Here is a 20,891-nt window from a genome sequence, read left to right as displayed (position 1 = left end):
CGGTGCGGACGTGTGAAACCCTGCGCGCATGGCCCAGTTGACCACTGCTCCGACGGCCCCGCCGGTGACCTCGCGCACCGCTGACCGGGCGCGCTACGACCGTGCCACCGCGCATCTGGAAGCGCCGCTGGCCATCGTCGACCTGGCCGCCTTCGACGCCAACGCCGCCGACCTGGTCCGCCGGGCCGGCGGCAAGCCGGTCCGGGTGGCCAGCAAGTCGGTGCGCTGCCGGGCGCTGCTGGACCGGGTGTTGGCGATGGACGGCTTCGCCGGGGTGATGAGCTTTACGCTGGCCGAGTCGATCTGGCTGGCCCGCAGCGGCGCCACCGATGTGCTGCTGGCCTACCCGTCGACCGACCGCGCCGGCTTCGCCGAGCTCACCGGCGACCCCGAACTGGCCGCCCGGATCACCGTGTTGGTGGACGACCCGGCGCAGCTGCAGCTGATCGACGCGGCTCGGACCGGTAGCGAGCGGGTGCGGGTCTGCCTGGAGCTGGACACCTCGCTGCGGCTGCTCGGCGGTCGGGTGCGGGTGGGCTCCCGCCGCTCCCCGCTGCACTCCCCCGAGCAGGTCGCGGCGCTGGCCGAGCTGGTGCAGCGCCGGCCGGGCTTCACCGTGGTCGGCCTGATGGCCTACGAAGGCCACATCGCCGGTGTGGGCGACCAGATCGCGGGCCGGCCGGTGAGATCACGACTGGTGCGGCTGATGCAGGCCAAGGCCGGCGCCGAGCTGACCGACCGGCGGGCCGCCGTGGTGCGCGCGGTGCGGCGGGTGGCGGAGCTGGAGTTCGTCAACGGCGGCGGCACCGGGAGCGTGCAGCGGACGGCGGCGGAGGCTGCGGTCACCGAGGTGGCGGCCGGCTCGGGGCTCTATGTGCCGCGGCTGTTCGACAACTACCGCTCGTTCCGGGGCCGGCCGGCCGCGCTGTTCGCCCAGCCGGTGGTGCGGCGGCCGGGGGTCGGGGTGGTCACGGTGCTGGGCGGCGGCTACCCCGCCTCGGGGCCGGCGGGCCCGGACCGGCTGCCCGAGCCCTATCTGCCGGCCGGCTTGCGCTACGACCCGCAGGAGGCCGCCGGCGAGGTGCAGACGCCGCTGCTCGGCCCGGCCGCCGACGACCTGCTGGTCGGCGACCGGGTCTGGTTCCGGCACGCGAAGGCCGGCGAGCTGTGCGAGCGGTTCGCCGAGCTGCACCTGGTGGACGGCGACCGGGTGGTGGCCACGGTGCCGACCTACCGGGGTGAGGGGCGGACCTTCCTCTGACGCACTCTGACGCACCGCCGGCTTCCCGACGGTGCGTCAACTACGCTGCGGTGATCAGGTATTGGAGCCACCAGAGGCACCGCCGGACGGGCTGCCGGAGGAGCCGGCGCCGGAGCCGCTGAAGTCCTTGATCCCGCTGACGATGGTGTCCATCGTCGACAGCGCCGGGGCCTTGTCGGCGATGTCGAAGCCGAACTGGACCGCGACCAGGTGCTTGCCGTCGGCGGTCGGGAACACCACGTCCTGCACGGTGCCGTTGTTGCCCTGCTGGGCGTCGACCTGCCAGCGGATCAGGTAGCCGCTGCGGCCGGCGACGGTGACCGGCTCGGACTTCAGCTCCTGGTGGGACTTGATGGTCGGGCCGTAGGACTGCGAGGCGACCTTCTGGATGTCCTGCTGCGCCGCGGCCTTGGGGTCGGTGCCGTCGACCTGGGCGGTGTTGACCCCGCCGAGCGTGCAGGTGGTGTTGCTGTTGTTGCCGGCACTGCTGCCGGGGCAGGTGTACTTGCCGATCTGCAGGGCGGCCAAGCCCGCGCTCGTGGTGCCGCCCTGCCAGCCGCTGGGGATCGGCAGCGAGATGCCGTCGGCCATGTCGATCGCCTGGGTGCCGTCGCCCAGCCGGGCATGCCACCGCCGAGGCCGGGGAGGCCGGGGAGGCCGGGGATGCCGCCGCCGTTGCCCTGGCCGCCGCTGTTGCCGTTGCCGTTGCCGTTGCCGTTGCCCTGGCCGCCGCTGTTGCCGTTGCCGTTGCCGTTGCCCTGACCGCCGCTGTTGCCGCCGCCGGTGCCGTTGCCGCCGCCCGGACCGCGGTGGTGGCCCGGGCCCGGGTAGGTGTTCTGCGGGGCGGGAGCGGCGGCCTGCTGGTGGTCGTGGTCGTGGTGGCCCACCGCGAGGTAGGTCGCCCCGGAGCCGATCGCCAGCCCGAGCACCCCGGCGACGGCGGCCGCGACCAGCGCCTTGCGGCCGATCCGGCCGAACAGCGAGGGCTTCTTCGGGGCCGCCTCCGGGTAGCCGGACAGGTAGTCCGTCCCGGCAGCCAGGTGCTCCGTGGTGTCGGTGAAGCCGGTCGGCGGCCCGGGGTAGCGCACGGTGCCGTCGTCCGCCGGCACCGTGCCCTCCAGCACCGCGGTCGGCTCGCCGTCGGGGTCGGCGCCCGGCTCGGGCGCGCCAGGGCCGGGGCGGGTGGTGGTGGTCCAGCCGGTGCCGTCCCACCAGCGCTCGGGCCGGGGTGTCGTGGTGGTGTCCTTGGGGTCCGGGTACCACCCGGCAGGAATCTTCGCGTCGCTCACACCAGAAAATGTATGGGCCGACGGATAAACGCGAAATCAACTGAGCGGCACAATCCGTTCAATTCGTATGAGATTACGGTGAGAGTGCCTGCCAGGCGGCCGCTCGCACCCTGTCCGCCCCAGGCGAATCCGGAACGACAACGGTCACCAATGCAGCCTTTGGATCTTTCTCCGATCTGGGGTTCACTTCGTGCAGGGCACCCGTCCTCGACCACCTTCGGCGTTTCAGGAGACGACGCGATGGCCGGCCACCTCGACCACTCGGACCACTCAGGCCACTCGGGCCACGATGCGCACCAGCACGAGCACGCTCACGGGCACGGCGGTCACGGCCACTCGCACGGCGTAGCGGCCGACGCCGACCGCCGCTGGCTGACCAGTGCGCTCGTCCTGATCGTGGCCTTCATGGCCGTCGAAGTGGTGATCGGCTTCGCCGCCCACTCACTGGCCCTGATCTCGGACGCGGCGCACATGCTCACCGACGCCGCCTCGATCGTGCTGGCACTGGTCGCCATGCGGCTGGCCGCCCGGCCGGCCCGCGGCGGCTACACCTACGGGCTCAAGCGCGCCGAGATCCTCTCCGCCCAGGCCAACGGCGTCGCCCTGCTGGTGCTCTCGCTCTGGCTGGGCTTCGAATCCGTCCAGCGGTTGGTCAACCCGCCGCCGGTGCACGGCGCGCTGGTGCTGGTGACCGCGCTGGTCGGCATCGTGGTGAACCTGGCGGCGGCCTGGTGCATGTCCAAGGCCAACCGCAGCTCACTCAACGTGGAGGGCGCGTTCCAGCACGTGCTGACCGACCTCTACGCGTTCATCGCCACCGCGGTGGCCGGTCTGATCATGCTGACCACCTCCTTCGTCCAAGCCGACGCGATCGCCTCGCTGATCGTGGTGCTGCTGATGCTGCGGGCCGGGATCGGCCTGGTCCGGGACTCCGCGCGGATCTTCCTGGAGGCCGCCCCCGCCGGAGTCGACCCGAACGCACTGGCCGACCGGCTGGTGGAGTCCGAGCAGGTGGAGGAGATCCACGACCTGCACGTCTGGGAGATCACCTCCGGCCAGCCCGCCCTGTCGGCCCACATCCTGGTGGCCCCCGGCGGCGACTGCCACGCGGTCCGCCGCGACCTGCAACGCCGCCTGCGCGAGGAGTACGCGATCACCCACGCCACCCTCCAGGTGGACCACATCGGCGAGGACGACAACCAGGCCCTCCTGCAGATCACCGACGCCGGCGCCGCCCCAGCGCCATCCCCGACCACTGCGCCGACTCCCACGGCCCCGTCCACCGCAGCGGGCCCCACCCGCACTGAGCCCGGCCGGCCGGTCCTCAGGGGCCACACATCGGACCACCACAACAGCCGGCCTGAGGTGGGCCTGGGCCGCCGCCCTCTCCACGGCTAAGCTCACCAACCATGATCGAAACCCTGCGCTACGCGGCGTTCACCACCGACCCGGCCGGCGGCAACAAGGCCGGTGTGGTCCCTGACGCCGATGGGCTGACGGATCGGCAGATGCTCGGGATCGCCGCCGAGCTCGGCTACCCCGAGACCGCCTTCCTGGTTGACCTGGGCGAACGGCGTTACCGGGTGCGGTACTTCGCGCCGGCCATGGAGGTGCCGTTCTGCGGGCACGCCACGATCGCTGCCGCCGTCGCGGTGGCCGAGCGGTCCGGGCCGGGTGAGTTGGTGTTCGAGACCAACGCCGGCACCGTGCCGGTCGCGGTCGCCGCCGGCCCGGACGCGGTGCTGCGGGCCACGCTGACCAGCGTCGAACCGCACACCGCCGAGATCACCCCGGCCGAGCTGGCCGAGGCGCTGGCCGCCCTGCGCTGGTCCGCCGACGAGCTGGACCCCACACTGCCGCCCGGGTCGCCTACGCCGGCGCCCGGCACCTGGTGCTCGCCGCCGGCACCCGGGAGCGGCTGGCCGAGCTGGACTACGACGTCGAGCGGCTGACCGCGTTCATGACGGCACATCAGCTGATCACCCTCCAGCTGGTCTGGCCCGCCTCGGCCACCGTCTACCACGTGCGCGACCCGTTCCCGGTCGGCGGCGTCTTCGAGGACCCGGCGACCGGCGCCGCCGCGGCGGCCTTCGGCGCCTACCTGCGCGAGCTGGGCCGGGTGCCCGAGGAGGCCGCGCTGACCCTCCATCAGGGCGAGGACATGGGCAGCCCGGGCGAGCTGCGGGTCGAGCTGCACGCCGGCGACCCGCGGGTGCGGGTGTCGGGCGCGGCGGTGCGGCTGCCCGACTGACGGGTCAGCCGAGACGGCGGTGCGGCGGTGCGGCTGCCCGACTGACAGCGGCACCCGGGATAATCGAGGCGTGACCGCACCGCGTCTGATGCTCCTCGACTCCGCCAGCCTCTACTTCCGGGCGTACTTCGGTGTGCCCGAGTCCATGAAGTCCCCGGACGGCGTTCCGGTGAACGCCGTCCGGGGACTGCTGGACTTCATCACCCGGCTGGTCCAGGACCACCGCCCCGACCAGCTGGTCGCCTGCATGGACGCCGACTGGCGCCCGCAGTGGCGGGTCGACCTGATCCCCAGCTACAAGACCCACCGGGTGGCCCCCGAGGGCGAGCCGGGTGAGGAGGAGGTGCCGGACACCCTCGCGCCGCAGGTGCCCATCATCGAGCAGGTACTGGACGCCCTGGGCATCGCCCGTGTCGGCGTGCCCGGTTACGAGGCCGACGATGTGATCGGCACCCTGGCCACCCGTGCCGACGGTCCGGTGCAGATCGTCACCGGCGACCGCGACCTGTTCCAGCTGGTCGACGACGGCCGCTGCGTCCAGGTGCTCTACCCCCTCAAGGGCGTCGGCTCGCCGCAGGTCACCACCGATGAGCTGCTGCGGGAGAAGTACGGCGTCACCGGCGCCCAGTACGCCGACCTCGCCGTGCTGCGCGGCGATCCGAGCGACGGCCTGCCGGGTGTGAAGGGCATCGGCGAGAAGACCGCCACCCAACTGATCGCCGACTTCGGCGATTTGGCCGCCATCCGGGCCGCCGCCACCGACCCGCGCGCCAAGCTCACCCCGGCCCGTCGCAAGAACCTGATCGAGGCCGGCGCCTACCTCGACGTCGCCCCGGCGGTGGTGCGGGTCGCCACCGACGTGCCGCTCCCCGCGTTCGACCCCGCCCTCCCCGCCGAGCCGCTGGACCCGATGGCCCTGGAGGAGCTCGCCACTCGCTGGGGCCTCGGCACCTCCCTCACCCGCCTGCTGGAAACCCTGGCCCGTACCCCGGCCTGAGGGCTGGACCTGCCGCGACGATCGGTGGGAGGGTGGAGGGGACCGAGAAGGGTCGAGCGGATGCGTAGGCCGAATACCGACCAGTCCAGGATGAAGGCGGCGGCCCAGCAGGGCGAGCCGACGGCCGCCCCTCGCGCCGGTCCGTTCACCGCGACCCACGTCGTCCCTGACGAAGGCCTGCCGGTCTGGCAGGTCCCGGACGGCCGTACCGCGCAGGTGGACAGCCTGGCGGCCGGCCTGCCGGTGCGGGTCGCCGAGCTGCGGCCCGACGGCTGGGCCCAGGTGGCGGGTGCCGACGGCCGGCAGGGCTGGGTGGACGGCCGCCGCCTGGTCGCTCTCCAGCCCGCCGAACCCGCCGAGCCCGCGCAGCCCGCCGAGCCGGCGCAGCCGCCGCCGCGGACCCACCCGCCGCCCGATGCGGAGGTCGACCCCGAGATGGCGGCCACGATGGCCGCGCTGAACCGGGCGGTCGCCGTCTACGAGGGCCTGCTGGCGGACCTGCGGGCCGAGCGGATCGACTTCGCGACCTTCCGCCGCCGGGCCGCGCCGGCCGGCGTGGTGGAGGTCGACGGCGTGGTGTGGATCCTCGACCTGGAGAACGGCCAGTGGGTGGTCTACGACGGTATGCGACTGTTCCCGACCAACCTCATTCCGCAGGGGCCGGCCAACCGGGGACTGGGGGCTAGACGACCATGGACCCCTTGCAGCTGAACCTGATCTACGATCTGCAGAGCCGGCTGCGGGGCCTGCAGTACGTGCGCAGCCAGATGCTGATGCAGGCGCGCGATCTGGTGCGCGACCCAACCGCGATCCAGCGCTACGGGAAGGTGGCGCACGACGTCTTGGGCTGGAACCAGTCGAACCTGACGCAGGGTCTCACCGAAATCGGCCGAGAGGCCGACGATGTGGCCCAACAGGCCAACCGGATCGGCCAGTTGCTGCAGCAGGCCAAGAACGCGAGCTCCAGCGCGGATCTCCAGCGGGTGATCCGGGATTACATGGGTCCCAACAGCCCCTACCAGAGCGTCGAAAGCTTCCTGCAGGCACGCGGGATCGTTCCGCAGGCGTCCCAGTCTGCGGCGGTCGCCGAGCAGGCGGGCCAGACAATCGCCAACACCATCGCCGATGCGGGGCGAATCCCCGGCCCCAACATGCCTGCGCAGACCATCCAGTACGGCACCACCGCCGCCTCCGAGACCGCCGCAGCGGGAGGCGAGGTACCCGCCGCGCTGGAGGGCACCGCGTCCTCGGCGGAGGGGTGGCTGCCCGAGGTCGGCTCCATCATCGAGACCCAGGCCCCGCAGATCGAGCAGCACCTCCCCGAGATCACCGCCGGCGGTGCCGGCACGGCCACCGCAGCGGGCGCCTCCGGCTACAGCCTCGGCACCATCCTGCTGGGCGGCCTGGTCGGGCTGCTGCTGGTCGGCGGCGGCATCCTCGCCTACACCCAGCTGAGCAAGTCCTCGCCGCCGAGGCCGCCGCCCGCCAGCACGGCTCCGCAGCAGCCGGGTCTGACCACCCCGGGCGGCAGCAGCGGCAGCGGCAACGGCGGCAACTCCTCGACCAACCCGTCGTCCTTCAACATCGACGGGACGTACAACGGCACGGTGAGCGGGACCAGTTGCGTCGCTCCGGACTGCTACGTCGCGGTCACCAAGGTGAGCGATCCAAGCGGTCCTGCCGTGAGCCAGGCCGGGAGCATCCGCATCCTGTTCGTGGTGAACACCCCGCTGGCGCTCAACGGTGTGGCCAGCCCCCAGCACTTCTCCGACGGCCCGATGGACGCCTCGCTCCAGCAGGACGGCACGGTCCAGGGCTCCGGCACCACGACGGAGACCGACACCACCCCGGGCGGCGGAGGCGCCACCCAAGTCCCGTACGACCTGAGCGGCACCATCCACAACGGCCAGAGCGGCTCACCGTCGTACGACCTCCAACTGACCGTCGACGGCGTGCCCTACACGCTCGCCGGCGCCCGTTGAGCCGGTGGCCGCCGTGCGCGCAGCGCTGCTCCGGGGACTCGCCACCGGAGCGGTCTGCGCACTTCTCACGCTGGGCGTCGCGCCGGGCCGCGCGATCGCCAACACCGGCAACCCGACCGACCTGTGCACCCTGCTGCCGTCCGGCCTGCCGCCGGTCGCGGGAGGGTCGACCTCCCCCGTGCCCGTGCAGGCCGGCAACAGCTGCACCAGGCGGATCTACACCACCGACCCGGCCCCCGCGGGGGGTTACTCGACCGGCGGGACCGTCTCGGTGACGCTCTACAACAGCCCTGCCGAGGCCCGCGCCTTCGCCTCCGCGCCCGGCACCAACCCGTCGGACCCGGCGCGCCCCGAGACGACCTACGGCGAAGCGGGCGAGCAGTTCGGCGGTGGCAGCACCGGCGCGGTGCCGACCCTGCTGTTCAGCCGCGGCTGCTACTCCGTGTACACCGACGCCGGTCAGGTGGTCAACGCCGATGGGAGCTCGCAGGCGCTGCCGCCCGACACCATGAACCAGGTCGCCACCCAGACCGATGCGGCCCTGCAGTCGGTGCCCGCCTGCCCGACCGCCGCGAGCGCTCCCGCCACGCCCACGCTGACCACCCAACTGTCCTGCGACACCAGCTCGTTGCAGGCTACCGGCCATGTGGTGTGCAGTACGAAGGTCTCGGGGCAGGCCTCGGACGCGCAGTTGGTCTACGACTGGACCCTGGACGGCCAGGCGCAGACCGGCAGCACGCTCAGCGATCTGCTCCTGGACAACGTGCCGGCCGGCACCCATGAGGTGACCGTCATCGCGCGGGACACCCAGAACAACGTCAGTTCGGACCCGCAGAGCACCTCCTTCACCCGGGGCGCCGGGGCGGCCGCGCCGTCGTCCACGGGCGGCCAGCACACCAACTACGCACCGGTGGCGGCCGGTGCGGCCGCGGCGCTGGCCGCCCTGCTCGGTGCGCTGGCCTTGCTGCGGCACCGCCGCAAGCGCGCCGCGCCGGCCGGGCCGCCCGTGGAGCCGACCGGCGACCCGCTCGCCGCCCATCTGGAGTCCGCGGTCCCTGCAGACGTCCATCGAACGCCCGTGGCCCCCGCGGTAGTTGTGCCACCCGTGCGGCAACACCGCCGCAGGCGGCGGCGGCAGGAGCCGACGGCGGAACTCACCGTGCGGGTCAGCCCGTCCGTCCGCACTCGTGGGCACTATCCGGATGACCATCCCCATCTCTGGGGCGACGGCGTCGACTTGGTGTTCGCCGAGTACCAGGTCTCGGTCAGCCCGCAGGACTGGGTGCTGGACCACGTGGTGGAGCCGTACGGTCACCAACATCCCTTCAAGGCGCGCTCGTTGCTGCACGACGTGGCGGAGCGGGAGGCGCCGGCGGTGATCGCGGAGAAGCACGACCCCGCCATGCGGTACTCCTTCGCCGACGGGCGCACCGAGTTCCTCTCCCCCGCCCAGGCGCAGCCGGCGCCGCCGCCGAACACCCAGGTCGTGATCAGCTCCAAGTGGAGCCACGAGGACCACCGCATCGAGGTGCGGGCCGAACTCGACGTGGTGGTGCGCAACACCAGGACGGGCCGCACCAAGGAGCTCCACCGGGTCGCCAGCAAGGAGGTGCGGATCACGGTGCTCGGCGCCGCGCCGCGGCTGGTGCTGCGGCCGACACCGACCGCGGCCACGCCGACGGGCTCAGCCTGATCCGGGTGGCGCCCGCGCTCCACCTCTTCGGCCAGCGGGCCGACTACCCGGGCGGCCTGGAGATCGTGGAGATCCCTGGCTCGGCGGACAGCCCCCGGCACGGCAAGCTCCATCTCGACGACTACTTCCGGATCGAGGGGGATCCGAGGATCGCGGGCCACACCGTGCTCGACCGGCAGGGGCTGACCCTGCGCTGCCGCTTCCACCTCGAGGACGCCGCCATCAAGAAGCTGGGCTCCGCGCCGCACGGCGGCTACCCGGTGACCTGCAACGTCCGGCCGACCGGCGACGGCCCCAGTCAGGCAGCCGTGCTCGGCGACTTCGCCTGGATGGCCGAGCGGCACTACCGGGCCTGCCACCAGCACATCCACCGGGTGGCGAAGGACCGGATCGAGCCCGCCACGATCGGCCTGCGCCCGGCCGTGGTCGAGCTCCACTCCGACGTCGCCGAGCTGCCCCGCCCGGACGTCGCGACCGACGCGATGTTCCGGGTCCAGCTGGGCGGCACGGTGCGTTCGTCCCGCGGCGAGCCCGTCCCGGGCAGCGTCATCCGCCTCGACCGCGCGAAGGCCGAGGACTGGCGGCTCCTGCTGGCCTTCGAACCGCCCCGGCACCCGCCGCTCAGCCGCTGGGACCCGCAGGCCCGGCAGCACGAGCCGGTGGCCGTCGACCACGTGGACGAACTGGGGCGGCTCGCCTTCGCCGTCCCGCCCGCCGACCTGCCCCGGACGAGGACGCCGGCGCGACCCGGCCCTGGTACGAGCACGACCACTGGCGCTGGGCCTACGACCGCGCCTTGCGCTACCTGCACGGCCAGTGCACCGAGCTGGCGGTGGCCGTCGACACCGGCGCCGACCGCGCGCGGCGCGACATCGCGGTGCGGCCGCCGTGCAAGCTCTACCTCTATGTCGACCTGGGCCGGCCGCTCACCCCGGAGGCCGCCGAACTCCTCGACGACGGCCACTGGTTGGCGCCGGACCCGGCCGGCCGGGTGATGGTCGGCCTGGTCGACGAGCTCGGGCAGGAGATCCGCACCGGCCTGGCACCCGAGGGGGTCCTCTCCGACGAGAGTGCGGCGGCCCACGGCTTCCACTACTGCCGCGGCTGGGACGTCGGCATGGCCGAGTACCAGCTCGCCCACGCCCGGTTGACCGAGTGGAAGCGGCACGCCGACCGCCGCGAACTGCGCTACGACCCCTCCGGCCCGGCGCCGACCCACGGCGACGCGGTCACCTTCGCCGCCGACATCGCCGACCGGGTCGGCTTGGTGCTCCCGCCGGGCTGGGGCTTCGCCGCCGGTCCGGACGCCGTCGACCTCGGCCCCGATTCCCGGCTGGAGGTCAACCGGGGCGGCACGGCCGCCGACTACCGCAGCCCGTGGGAGTACGGCCCGCGCGCGAACCCGGGCCTGCGGTCCCTCGACGACGCGCTCGGCACCTTCGACTGACCGGGCCGCAGGGCCCCTGACCAGCCGTCAATGTTGGCCAGACAGCTGCCCTCGCGGCAGACCCGCGTTGTACAGACACGTTTCCGCCGACAATTCGTCGACTCTCGTTCTTACCGATGTACCGACGAGTAGCTACGGTTCCGGGCGTCATGCACTGCTCACCCTCGTCCCCACGGAGCCGAACCCCCATGACCCTGCGCCGCACCGCCACCGCGCTCGCCGCCACCGCCGCCATGACCGCCCTGCTCGGCGGCACCGCCCAGTCCGCTTCCGCCGCCACCCCCGCCGGCGGGAGCACCCTCTCCGTCTTCGCGTGGAACGTCGACCTGGGCACCTCCGTGGTCGACTGGAGCCAGAACGAGCAGGCCTCGACCCGCACCCCGGTGGTCGAGTCGATCATCCGCCAGCACAACGACGACGTGGTGATCCTGGACGAGCTGTTCAACGACTCCTCGATCAGCGACATCAACAGCAAGCTGGCCGACCTCTACCCGTACCGGACCCCGGTGGTCGGCGGCACCTGCTCCGGCGGTGACTGGAACGGCACCAGCGGCAACTGCTCCAGCTCTCCGTTCGTGATCAACGGCGGGACGATGATCCTCTCCAAGTACCCGATCACCGCCCAGTACCAGCACGTCTTCTCGAACTCGACCTACGGCACCTGGGACTACCACGCCGACAAGGGCGCCGCCCTGGTCCAGGTCGACAAGGGCGGCGTGAAGACCTGGGTGGCCGGCACCCACCTGCAGGCCGACGAGTCGGACACCTCCACCGACACCACCCAGGCCACCCGGCTCGCCCAGCTGGGCGAGATCCGCTCCTGGGTGAACGGGATCGTCGGCAGCAGCGCCCCGGTGCTGTTCGGCGGCGACCTGAACGTGGAGTACTACCACGGCCAGTCGCGCGGCGACTACGCCAACGCCCAGAGCGCGGTGGGCGGTGTGCTGGGCACCCCGGCACTGGACCCGAGCCAGAGCCTGACCACCATGGACTGCACCGTCTCGGCCTGGTGCCAGTACATGGCGGGCATCGAGACCTTCCCGGTCGACTACCGCGACGACCTGGACTACCTCGGCTACCTGAACGCCGCGGGCCGCCCGACCCCGGTGGCGCTGCCGCAGGTCAAGGCCGACTTCGACCCGCAGGCCGGCTGGACCGCCGGCCAGCTGGACACCAACTCGCCCAGCGACCACTACCCGGTCGAGGCGACCTTCCAGCTCGGCTGACGCCTTACGCATGAGGGCCTCGGGAGATCCCGGGGCCCTCATGCGTCGTCACACCGAGCCGGTGGTCACCCCACCGAGGAGTACGCGATGATGCCGCGCCGCAGCCCGTCAACCGCCTTGCGGGCGGTGGCGCGCAGCTCGACGTCCTCACCGGCCGCGTCCTGGATCTGGCCGAGCACGTCGATCAACTGCTTGGTCCAGCGCACGAAGTCGCCGGCCGGCATCTCGGCGTCGCGCAGCACCTGGTCCAGGCTGTGGCCGAGCGCCCAGCGGTAGGCGGCCCAGGCGAAGCCCAGGTCGGGCTCGCGCTGGCCGACACCCTCGGCGGTGTTGATCCGGTGCTGCTCCTCCAAGGCGTCCAGGTGGCCCCAGATCCGGACCATCCGGCCGAGCGCCTCCTTGGCGTTGCCCTCCGGCACCCGGGGCGCGCCGGCGTCGTCGGCCTGGCGGGACTCGTAGACCAACGCCGAAGCGCAGGCGGCGAGTTCGGCGGCGGCCAGGCCCTTCCAGACGCCCTCGCGGATGCACTCGGAGGCCAGCAGGTCGAGCTCGCCGTAGAGCCGGCCGAGCCGCTTGCCGTCGGCGGTCACGGTGTCGCCGGACAGGTAGCCGAGGTCGGTGAGCAGCGCGCAGACCCGGTCGAAGGTGCGGGCGATGGTGTGGGTGCGGGACCGCATCTTGCGCTCCAGCACCTCGGTGTCGCGGTGCAGCCGGTGGTAGCGCTCGGCCCAACGGGCGTGGTCCTCGCGCTCGTTGCAGCCGTGGCACGGGTGCGCGCGCAACTCGGTGCGCAGCCGGGAGATCTCGGGATCGTCGGCGGCGGCGGCCCGGCCCTTGCGGAACCGCTCGGGCTCCAGGTGGCCGGCCTTGGTGCGCAGCGTGGAGGCCAGGTCGCGGCGGGACTGCGGGCTGCGCGGGTTGAAGGACTTGGGGATCCGCAGCCGCTCGATGGCGACCACCGGATGCGGGAAGTCGATCATGGCGAGCCGCTTGACCTGGCGCTCGGCGGTGAGCACCACCGGGCGCGGGCCGTCGTCATAGTCTGGGTGAGTTCGGGGCCCGCGCAGGCCGGCCCGGCTGCGGGTGACCGGCGGCAGGCCCGGGTCGAGGACCAGCGCGAGGCCGGCGAAGCGGCCGGTCGGCACATGGATCACGTCGCCCGGCTTGAGCGCCTCGACCGACTCGACGGCGGCGGCCCGGCGCTGGCTGCTGCCCTCGCGGGCCAGCTCGTTCTCCCGGTCCTTCAGCTGCCGGCGCAGGCTCATGTACTCGTCGAAGTCGCCGAGGTGGCAGGTCATCGCCTCCTCGTAGCCGGCCAGGCCCTCCTCGTTGCGCTGCACCTGGCGGGCGATGCCGACCACCGAGCGGTCCGCCTGGAACTGGGCGAACGAGGTCTCCAGCAGCTCCCGGGAGCGGTGCCGGCCGAACTGCGCGACCAGGTTGACCGCCATGTTGTAGGACGGCTTGAAGGACGAGCGCAGCGGGTAGGTGCGGGTACCGGCCAGGCCGGCCAGCGCCTCCGGGTTGATGCCGCGCTGCCAGAGCACCACCGCGTGGCCCTCGACGTCGATGCCGCGCCGCCCGGCCCGGCCGGTGAGCTGGGTGTACTCACCGGGGGTGATGTCGGCGTGGCTCTCGCCGTTCCACTTGACCAGCTTCTCCAGCACCACCGAGCGGGCCGGCATGTTGATGCCGAGCGCCAGCGTCTCGGTGGCGAAGACCGCCTTGACCAGGCCCTGGAGGAAGAGCTCCTCGACGACCTCCTTGAACCTGGGCAGCATGCCGGCGTGGTGGGCGGCGACACCGCGCTCCAGCGCGTCCAGCCACTCGAAGTAGCCGAGCACGTGCAGGTCCTCGTCGGGGATGGCGGCGCAGCGCTCCTCGACGATGGTGCGCACCTGGCGGCGCTCCTGCTCGCTGTTGAGCCGCAGGCCGGAACCGAGCACCTGCTGCACGGCGGCCTCGCAGCCGGCCCGGCTGAAGATGAAGGTGATGGCGGGCAGCAGGCCCTCGGCGTCCAGCCGGTCGATCACGTCCACCCGGCCCGGGGTCCAGATCCGGTTGGGGCGGCCGTTCGGCATCGTGCGGCCGCGGCCGCGCCCGGCGAACCGGGGGTTGCGGTCGCCCTCGGAGCGGGCCAGCCGGACCAGCTCGGGGTTGACGGCCTTGGCCGGGTTCTTCTGGTTGCCCTTGGGCCGGCCGTCCACGTCCGGGTTGGAGAACAGGTCGTACATCCGGTTGCCGGCCATCACGTGCTGCCAGAGCGGCACCGGGCGGTGCTCGGAGACGATCACCTTGGTGCCGCCGCGCACGGTGTCCAGCCAGTCGCCGAACTCCTCGGCGTTGGAGACGGTGGCCGAGAGCGAGACCAGCGTGACCGACTCCGGGAGGTGGATGATCACCTCCTCCCAGACGGCGCCGCGGAACCGGTCGGCGAGGTAGTGGACCTCGTCCATCACCACGTAGCCGAGGCCGTCCAGGGCCTGCGAACCGGCGTAGAGCATGTTGCGCAGCACCTCGGTGGTCATCACGACCACGGGCGCGTCCCCGTTGACGCTGTTGTCACCGGTGAGCAGGCCGACCTTGGCGGCGCCGTAGCGCTTGACCAGGTCGGCGTACTTCTGGTTGGACAGCGCCTTGATCGGCGTGGTGTAGAAGCACTTGCGGCCGCTCTGCAGGGCCAGGTGGACGGCGAACTCGCCGACGATGGTCTTGCCGGAGCCGGTGGGAGCCGCGACCAGCACGCCGGATCCCGCTTCCAGCGCCTCGCAGGCTTCTATCTGGAAGGGGTCGAGCGGGAAGTCGTAGAGCTCCTGGAAGCCGTACAGCGCACTGGCCTGCTCCTGTGCGCGGCGGCGGGCGGCCGAGTAGGCCTCGGCGGGGCTCATCTCTTCGGCGGACAGGGCGCTGCTCCTGGGGTCACGGGTGTTGTGCTGATGGTCCATCTGAGCTTGAGGTTACCCGCCCGGACTGACATCGATCACACCGTTTTGCCCGCCACTCGCGGTCGCTTTTGATATGCGTTTGATCGAATTCGCTCAGCTGTGTTCAACGGTCAACGCACCGTTGCCGCGCTCCCTACAGTCATGGGCACCGATCAGTGGAAATAGGGAGAAAAGGGGACCGGCCGTGGTGGATGTGGAGACCGTACTCAAGGAAGCGATGACCATCGACGGCGCAATCGGCGTCGCCCTGGTCGACTACAGCAGCGGAATGGCACTGGGCACCCTCGGCGGCGAGGGCGGCGAGCTGAACCTGGACGTCGCCGCCGCCGGGAACACCGACGTGGTGCGGGCCAAGATGCGCACCATGGAACTGCTCAAACTGCACGACAACGAGATCGAGGACATCCTGATCACGCTGACCGGCCAGTACCACCTGATCCGGCCGCTGACCAAGCAGAACGGCCGCGGGCTGTTCCTGTACCTGGCGCTGGCCCGCAGCCGCTCCAACCTGGCGATGTCCCGCCATCAGCTGAGGCTCCTGGAAGCCGCCCTGGAGATCTGAACCCCGGAGGTCTGAGCCCCGGGCGTCTGGCCCCCGCAGGTCCGAGCGCTCAGAGCGCGGTCAGCAGCTTGGCCAGCCCGTCGGCCAGCGTCCGGTACTCATCGGGCCGGTTGTACACCTGGGCGCTGACCCGCAGCACCCCGCCACCCGGCCACGGGCGCACGGCGACCCGGGCGCCGAGCCGGTCCCGCACGGCCTCCATCAAGGGGCGCACCTGCTCCTCGACCTCGGCCACCCCGGCGGGAAGCCGCACGGCGGCCATCGCCACCCCGGGGCTGAGCGGCAGCGCCGCCAGGCCGGCGCGCTCCACCAGCTGCCGCTGCCCGTAGCCGGCCAGCCGGGCGTTGTGCTCGCGCACCCGGTCCAGGCCCAGCCGCTCCAGCAGCGCGAGGGCGGCCGGCGCCGCCAGCCAGCCGGTGTAGTCGGCCGTGCCGCGCCACTCCACGTTCCCCGGGAACCCGCCGGCGTGCTCCCAGGAGTAGGTGAGCGGCCGCACCCGGGTGCGCCAGGGTGCGGAGACGGCGAGCAGGGCGGTCGGGCGCGGTGCGAAGGCCCACTTGTGCAGGTTGCCGAACCAGAAGTCGGCCGGCTCGACGTCCAGTGCCACCGGCAGCATGCCAGGTGCGTGCGCGGCGTCCACCAGGGTGACCACGCCGCGGTCGGCCAGGGCGCGCAGCAGGGCCGGGGTGGCGAGCTCGCGGGCGGTGGGCGAGGTGATCTTGTCCAGGATGGCCGCCCGGGTGCGCGGGGTGACGGCGGCCAGCACCGCCTCGGCCGGGTCGGCGGAATCCAGCGGCACCGGCACGGTGCGCACGGTCGCGCCGCACTCGGCGGCGCGCCGCTCGGCGGCCAGGTTGACCACGCCGTAGCCGTGGTCGGTCACCAGGATCTCGTCACCCGGCGCGAACGGGATGCTGTCCAGTGCCACCGCGACCGCCTCGGTGACATTGCTGAGCAGCGCCAGGCCCGCCGGGTCGGCGCCGAGCAGCCGGGCGAGCGCGGTGCGGGCGGCGGCGACCCGGCCGGGCAGCTCCCAGAAGAACGCGTCCGGGTCGGCCTCCTGCTCGGCCCGGAAGGCGTCCTGGGCCCAGCTCACCTCGATCGGCATCGCGCCGTAGGAGCCGTGGTTGAGGTGGGCGACGGTCGGGTCCAGCGCGAAGAGTCCGGCGGCACCCTCGATGGGGTCGGGCGGGTTCATGGTGTGCCCTCTCACGTTGCACTTGTCCGAAGCGATGCTGCCATGTGCTTCAAAGAGATGGAGCCCAAAAAAGATGGAGTCCGAAAAGATGGAGCCCGGCCGGGAGCGGTCCTCATGAGGGTCCCCACCGCGCCCGGCCGGGAGTTCTACGGGTGCTCCGGGAAGTGGCAGGCAACCTGCCGCTCCCCGGCACCGGAGGTCAGCTGCAGCAGCGGTGGCTCACTGCGGCAGATCTCCTGCGCCTTGGGGCACCTGGGGTGGAAGGTGCAGCCGCTCGGCGGGTTCGCGGGGCTCGGCGGGTCCCCGAGCAGCACGATCCGCTCCCGGTTCCGCTCCGCCGCCGGATCCGGCAGCGGCACGGCGGAGAGCAGGGCCTTGGTGTACGGGTGCGCCGGGTTGGCGTACACCTGCTCCTTGTCGCCGATCTCGACGATCCGGCCCAGGTACATCACCGCGACCCGGTGGCTGATGTGCTTGACCACCGCCAGGTCGTGCGCGATGAAGACATAGGCGACCCCCAGCTCCCGCTGCAGCCGCTCCAGCAGGCCGACGATCTGCGCCTGGATGGAGACGTCCAGCGCGGAGACCGGCTCGTCGGCCACCACCAGCGCCGGCCGGGTGGCCAACGCCCTTGCGATGCCGATGCGTTGGGCCTGTCCGCCGGAGAACTGGTGCGGATAGCGCTCCAGGTGCTCGGGGGCCAGGCCGACCAGCTGGATCAGCTCCCGAACCTCCTTGACCTGCTGGGCCTTTGGCACACCCTGGGCGCGCAGCGGCGCGCTGATGATCTGCTGCACGGTCTGCCGGGGTTCAGCGAGGCGAACGGATCCTGGAAGATGATCTGCAACTTGGCGCGCAGTGGCCGCAGTTGGCGCTGGCTCAGGTTGCCGATGTCCTGGCCCTCGAACCGCACCCGCCCCGCTGTCGGATCGAGCAGCCGGACCAGCATCCGCCCGGTGGTGGACTTGCCGCAGCCGGACTCGCCGACCAGGCCGAGCGTCTCGCCGGCCCGGACCTCGAAGTCCAGCCCGTCCACCGCCTTGATCCCGGCGCCCCGGCGGCGCGCGGGGTAGGTCATGCCGAGGCCGCTGACCTGCATCAGAGGGGTTGTCATTCGGTCACCTCGGGGTGGCTGCAAGCGCTGCGGTGGGCCTCGGCCACCGCGATCAGCGGCGGGCGCTCGGCGGTGCAGCCCTGGTGGGGGGACTTGGCGTAGACCGCGCAGCGCGGGTGGAAGGCGCAGCCGGGCGGCGGGGCGAGCAGCGAGGGCGGGCTGCCGGGGATCGCACGCAGTTCTTCCCCCTCGGCGTCGAGTCGGGGCAGCGACTCCAGCAGGCCGCGGGTGTACGGGTGCCGGGGGGCCGTGAACAGCGTGTCGGCACCGGCCTGTTCGACGGCCGAGCCGCCGTACATCACCAGCACCTCGTCGGCGATCCGGGCGATCACCCCCAGGTCGTGGGTGATCATGATGATGCCGAGCCCCCGCTCGTCCTTCAACTTGACCAGCAGGTCGAGCACTTGGGCCTGCACGGTGACATCGAGCGCGGTGGTCGGCTCATCGGCGATCACCAGGTCGGGCTCGCAGGCCAGGGCCAGCGCGATCATGGCGCGCTGGCGCATGCCGCCGGAGAACTGGTGCGGGTACTCCCCCGCGCGGCGGGCCGGTTCGGGGATGCCGACGTCGCCGAGCACCTCCACCGCCCGCGCCCACGCCGTCTTGCGGCTGGAGCCGAAGTGCTCCCGGTGCGCCTCGGCGATCTGGTCGCCGATGGTGAAGTACGGGTGCAGCGCGGTCAGCGCGTCCTGGAAGACCATCGCCATCCGGCGGCCGCGCAGCTTGCGCACCGCCTCCGGCGCGGCGCCGATCAGCTCAGTACCGTCGAACATCACCGAGCCGGTCACCTTGGCGCCGCGGTGCAGGCCCATCACGGCCAGCGAGGTGACGGACTTGCCGGAGCCGGACTCGCCGACCAGGCCGAGCACCTGTCCCCGGTCCACCGAGAAGTCGACTCCCTTGACGGCCTTGACGGTTCCGTCGGGGGTGTTGAACTCAACCGCGAGGTCGCGGACTTCGAGCAGTGTCACGACAGCCTCGCTCGCGGGTCGATCCAGGCGTAGAGGACGTCCACGACCAGGTTGGACGAGACGATGAAGAACGAGGCCACCAGCGTGACACCCATGATCACCGGCTGGTCGGATTTGTGCAGCGCGTCGGCGAAGAGCTTGCCGACCCCGGGCAGGCCGTAGAGCTGCTCGGTGATGACCGCGCCGGCCAGCAGGCCGCCGAGGTCCATGCCGAGCATGGTGACCACCGGGGTCAGCGCAGGCCGCAGCCCGTGCTTGCTGACCACCCGCCGCTCGCGCAGGCCCTTGGCCCGGGCGGTGCGCACGAACGGCTCGCTCAGCGTCTCCAGGACCGAACTGCGGGTCATCCGGGCGTACATGGCCGCGGTGGCCAGTGCCAGGGTGATCCAGGGCAGCAGCATGTTCTGCGCCCAGCCGACCGGGTCGCTGGTGAAGTCGACGTACCGCGGATAGGGGATCAGGCCGAGCTGCGAGCAGCAGAAGTAGAGCAGCAGCATCGCGGTGAAGTAGACCGGCATGGCGGCGGCGCCGATGGTGCCGATCATCAGGACGCGGTCCACCCAGCCGTTCTTGCGCAGCGCGGAGACCACGCCGGTCAGCAGGCCCATGGCCAGCCAGAGCACGGCGGAGCCGATGGCCAGCGAGACGCTGATCGGGAGCCGGTCGGTGATCATGCTCCACACCGGCATGCCGGTCTGAAAGGAGTAGCCGAAGCAGGGGAAGCCGCAGTGCACGGCGTAGCTGCCGGAGCCCATGGTGCGGCCGGCGAAGATCGCCCAGACGTAGTTGCCGAACTGCACGATCAGCGGCTGGTCGAGACCCATCTGCTGGCGCACCTGCGCCACGTGGTCCGGCGTGCAGTCCTTGCCGCAGAACGCCTGGGCCGGGTCGTTCGGCAGCAGGTAGAAGATGGTGAAAGTGACCGCGCAGATCACCAGCAGGGTGAGGGCGATTCCGGCGAGCCGGCGGAGCAGGAAGGTGGTCATCCGTTACCGCCCTTCGGGTCGAGGACGTCGCGCAGTGCGTCGCCGAGCAGGGTGAAGCCGAGCACCACCAGGAACAGGCAGGCGCAGGGCAGGATGAAGAACATCGGGTCGAGCTTGTAGTAGAGCTCGGAGTCGGCGATCATCTGGCCCCAGGACGGGGTCGGCGGCTGGACGCCGACGCCCAGGTAGGTCAGACCCGCCTCGGAGCCGATCAGGGTCGGGATCGCCAGGGTGATGTAGACGATGATCGTGCTGGTCAGGTTGGGCAGGATCTCGGTCAGCACGATCCGGGCGCTGCCGGTGCCGCTGGCCCGGGCCGCCTCCACGTACTCGCGGTGCTTGAGCGAGATGGTCTGACCGCGGATCACCCGGGCGATGTAGGGCCAGGTGAACAGGCTCATCACGATGATCAGCAGCAGCACCCGGTTGACGTCCTTGGCCACCGAGAGCAGCGCGATCATGAAGATCAGGCTCGGGAAGGACATCATGATGTCCATGAACCGGCTGATCACCATGTCGGTCTTGCCCCCGAAGTAGCCGGCGACCACGCCCAGCGTGACCCCGACCAGGGTGATCAGCAGGGCGGCGCTGAAGGCCACCAGCAGGGAGACCTGGGCGCCGTAGAGCAGCCGGGCGAAGATGTCGTGGCCGAGCCCGGGCTCCACGCCCAGCCAGTGGCCGTCGACGCCCGCGCCGCCGAAGCTGCCGCGCGGCAGGCCGGCCAGGTAGGGGTCGACGGCGTGCTTGTCGGTGTCGGTCGGCCCCCACCCGGAGATCCCGGTCAGCACCGGGGCGAGCAGCGCGGCCAGCACGAAGAAGACGATGATGCCGAGGCCGACCATGGCGATCGGGCGGCGGCGCAGGCGGCGCCAGGCCGAGCGCCAGGGCGAGGCCGGGGCCTGGTCCTGACGTTCGGCCGGCTCCTGCACGGCAGGAACGGTGGTGGTCACCTTTTCGCAGTCCCTCGTG

General features: G+C 72.0%; 15 protein-coding genes and 4 pseudogenes. 11 read left to right on the top strand and 8 right to left on the bottom strand.

Annotated features, from left to right (window positions below):
• The first annotated feature begins 64 nt into the window (after nucleotides 1–64).
• Nucleotides 65–1,261 carry an alanine racemase gene (locus E6W39_RS33760; RefSeq protein WP_141638105.1) on the top strand — a complete coding sequence of 399 codons (1,197 nt, stop codon included), beginning with the start codon at nucleotides 65–67 and terminating at the stop codon, nucleotides 1,259–1,261.
• A 54-nt stretch (nucleotides 1,262–1,315) separates the two neighbouring features.
• On the opposite strand, the gene E6W39_RS42225 is transcribed toward E6W39_RS33760, so the two are convergent.
• Complete coding sequence (locus E6W39_RS42225) at nucleotides 1,316–1,852, bottom strand: hypothetical protein (RefSeq protein ID WP_228718794.1); 537 nt, start codon at nucleotides 1,850–1,852, stop codon at nucleotides 1,316–1,318.
• 578 nt (nucleotides 1,853–2,430) lie between these two features.
• A pseudogene (locus E6W39_RS42220) lies at nucleotides 2,431–2,550 on the bottom strand (DUF2510 domain-containing protein); the annotation flags it as partial.
• A gap of 240 nt (nucleotides 2,551–2,790) precedes the next feature.
• Here E6W39_RS42220 and E6W39_RS33750 point away from each other — a divergent pair.
• The 9 genes and pseudogenes from E6W39_RS33750 (at nucleotide 2,791) to E6W39_RS33715 (ending at nucleotide 12,146) form a co-directional block, all read left to right on the top strand.
• Nucleotides 2,791–3,857: pseudogene (locus E6W39_RS33750) on the top strand (cation diffusion facilitator family transporter).
• Between the two features lie 102 nt (nucleotides 3,858–3,959).
• Nucleotides 3,960–4,801, top strand: a pseudogene (locus E6W39_RS33745) (PhzF family phenazine biosynthesis protein).
• Nucleotides 4,802–4,889: 88 nt separating this feature from the next.
• Nucleotides 4,890–5,798, top strand: coding sequence for a 5'-3' exonuclease (locus E6W39_RS33740; RefSeq protein WP_141638104.1), 909 nt, complete (start codon nucleotides 4,890–4,892; stop codon nucleotides 5,796–5,798).
• Nucleotides 5,799–5,858: 60 nt separating this feature from the next.
• Nucleotides 5,859–6,509: an SH3 domain-containing protein gene (locus E6W39_RS33735; protein ID WP_141636711.1), complete on the top strand. Its 651-nt coding sequence runs from the start codon at nucleotides 5,859–5,861 to the stop codon at nucleotides 6,507–6,509.
• Nucleotides 6,500–7,780 carry a hypothetical protein gene (locus tag E6W39_RS33730; RefSeq protein ID WP_141636710.1) on the top strand — a complete coding sequence of 427 codons (1,281 nt, stop codon included), beginning with the start codon at nucleotides 6,500–6,502 and terminating at the stop codon, nucleotides 7,778–7,780. Before E6W39_RS33735 ends, E6W39_RS33730 begins: the two co-directional genes overlap by 10 nt.
• Before the next feature lie 4 nt (nucleotides 7,781–7,784).
• Nucleotides 7,785–9,473 carry a hypothetical protein gene (locus tag E6W39_RS33725; RefSeq protein ID WP_141636709.1) on the top strand — a complete coding sequence of 563 codons (1,689 nt, stop codon included), beginning with the start codon at nucleotides 7,785–7,787 and terminating at the stop codon, nucleotides 9,471–9,473.
• Nucleotides 9,474–9,478: 5 nt separating this feature from the next.
• Nucleotides 9,479–10,468, top strand: a complete 990-nt coding sequence (locus E6W39_RS33720) for a hypothetical protein (RefSeq protein WP_141636708.1) — start codon at nucleotides 9,479–9,481, stop codon at nucleotides 10,466–10,468.
• A complete protein-coding gene (locus tag E6W39_RS39960; protein ID WP_181799566.1) occupies nucleotides 10,441–10,920 on the top strand; it encodes a hypothetical protein in 480 nt (159 codons plus the stop codon). Before E6W39_RS33720 ends, E6W39_RS39960 begins: the two co-directional genes overlap by 28 nt.
• Nucleotides 10,921–11,108: 188 nt before the next feature.
• On the top strand, nucleotides 11,109–12,146 hold the full coding sequence (locus E6W39_RS33715; protein WP_141636707.1) for a sphingomyelin phosphodiesterase: 1,038 nt from the start codon (nucleotides 11,109–11,111) through the stop codon (nucleotides 12,144–12,146).
• 65 nt (nucleotides 12,147–12,211) lie between these two features.
• Here E6W39_RS33715 and E6W39_RS33710 read toward each other — a convergent pair whose 3' ends face one another.
• Nucleotides 12,212–15,091, bottom strand: coding sequence for a DEAD/DEAH box helicase (locus tag E6W39_RS33710; RefSeq protein ID WP_141636706.1), 2,880 nt, complete (start codon nucleotides 15,089–15,091; stop codon nucleotides 12,212–12,214).
• Between the two features lie 217 nt (nucleotides 15,092–15,308).
• Between E6W39_RS33710 and E6W39_RS33705 the strand changes: the two genes are divergently transcribed.
• Entirely contained in the window at nucleotides 15,309–15,653 is a 345-nt protein-coding gene (locus E6W39_RS33705; protein ID WP_407658644.1) for a hypothetical protein, read from the top strand.
• Between the two features lie 49 nt (nucleotides 15,654–15,702).
• On the opposite strand, the gene E6W39_RS33700 is transcribed toward E6W39_RS33705, so the two are convergent.
• From E6W39_RS33700 to E6W39_RS33680, 5 genes and pseudogenes are all read right to left on the bottom strand, one after another.
• Nucleotides 15,703–16,851, bottom strand: coding sequence for an aminotransferase class V-fold PLP-dependent enzyme (locus E6W39_RS33700; RefSeq protein ID WP_141636705.1), 1,149 nt, complete (start codon nucleotides 16,849–16,851; stop codon nucleotides 15,703–15,705).
• Nucleotides 16,852–16,997: 146 nt separating this feature from the next.
• A pseudogene (locus E6W39_RS33695) lies at nucleotides 16,998–17,965 on the bottom strand (ABC transporter ATP-binding protein).
• Nucleotides 17,962–18,936 (bottom strand): ABC transporter ATP-binding protein, encoded by a 975-nt coding sequence (locus tag E6W39_RS33690; protein WP_181799565.1) that lies wholly within the window; start codon nucleotides 18,934–18,936, stop codon nucleotides 17,962–17,964. Before E6W39_RS33690 ends, E6W39_RS33695 begins: the two are co-directional and overlap by 4 nt.
• A complete protein-coding gene (locus E6W39_RS33685) occupies nucleotides 18,933–19,922 on the bottom strand; it encodes an ABC transporter permease (RefSeq protein ID WP_141636704.1) in 990 nt (329 codons plus the stop codon). The genes E6W39_RS33690 and E6W39_RS33685 overlap by 4 nt, the downstream gene beginning before the upstream one ends.
• Complete coding sequence (locus E6W39_RS33680; protein WP_228718477.1) at nucleotides 19,919–20,872, bottom strand: ABC transporter permease; 954 nt, start codon at nucleotides 20,870–20,872, stop codon at nucleotides 19,919–19,921. Before E6W39_RS33680 ends, E6W39_RS33685 begins: the two co-directional genes overlap by 4 nt.
• Nucleotides 20,873–20,891: the final 19 nt, after the last annotated feature.

Source organism: Kitasatospora acidiphila, assembly GCF_006636205.1.
Classification (GTDB): Bacteria; Actinomycetota; Actinomycetes; order Streptomycetales; family Streptomycetaceae; genus Kitasatospora; species Kitasatospora acidiphila.
The sequence above is the reverse complement of the archived record's forward strand: the minus strand, read 5'-3'. Positions and strand labels throughout refer to the sequence as shown.

Bases quoted from the DNA above. Each gene is read 5' to 3' on its own strand.
- E6W39_RS42225 (WP_228718794.1), bottom strand. From the start codon at position 1,852: ATGGCCGACGGCATCTCGCTGCCGATCCCCAGCGGCTGGCAGGGCGGC.
- E6W39_RS33740 (WP_141638104.1), top strand. From the start codon at position 4,890: ATGCTCCTCGACTCCGCCAGCCTCTACTTCCGGGCGTACTTCGGTGTG.
- E6W39_RS33735 (WP_141636711.1), top strand. From the start codon at position 5,859: ATGCGTAGGCCGAATACCGACCAGTCCAGGATGAAGGCGGCGGCCCAG.
- E6W39_RS33715 (WP_141636707.1), top strand. From the start codon at position 11,109: ATGACCCTGCGCCGCACCGCCACCGCGCTCGCCGCCACCGCCGCCATG.
- E6W39_RS33710 (WP_141636706.1), bottom strand. From the start codon at position 15,091: ATGGACCATCAGCACAACACCCGTGACCCCAGGAGCAGCGCCCTGTCC.
- E6W39_RS33705 (WP_407658644.1), top strand. From the start codon at position 15,309: ATGACCATCGACGGCGCAATCGGCGTCGCCCTGGTCGACTACAGCAGC.
- E6W39_RS33700 (WP_141636705.1), bottom strand. From the start codon at position 16,851: ATGAACCCGCCCGACCCCATCGAGGGTGCCGCCGGACTCTTCGCGCTG.
- E6W39_RS33685 (WP_141636704.1), bottom strand. From the start codon at position 19,922: ATGACCACCTTCCTGCTCCGCCGGCTCGCCGGAATCGCCCTCACCCTG.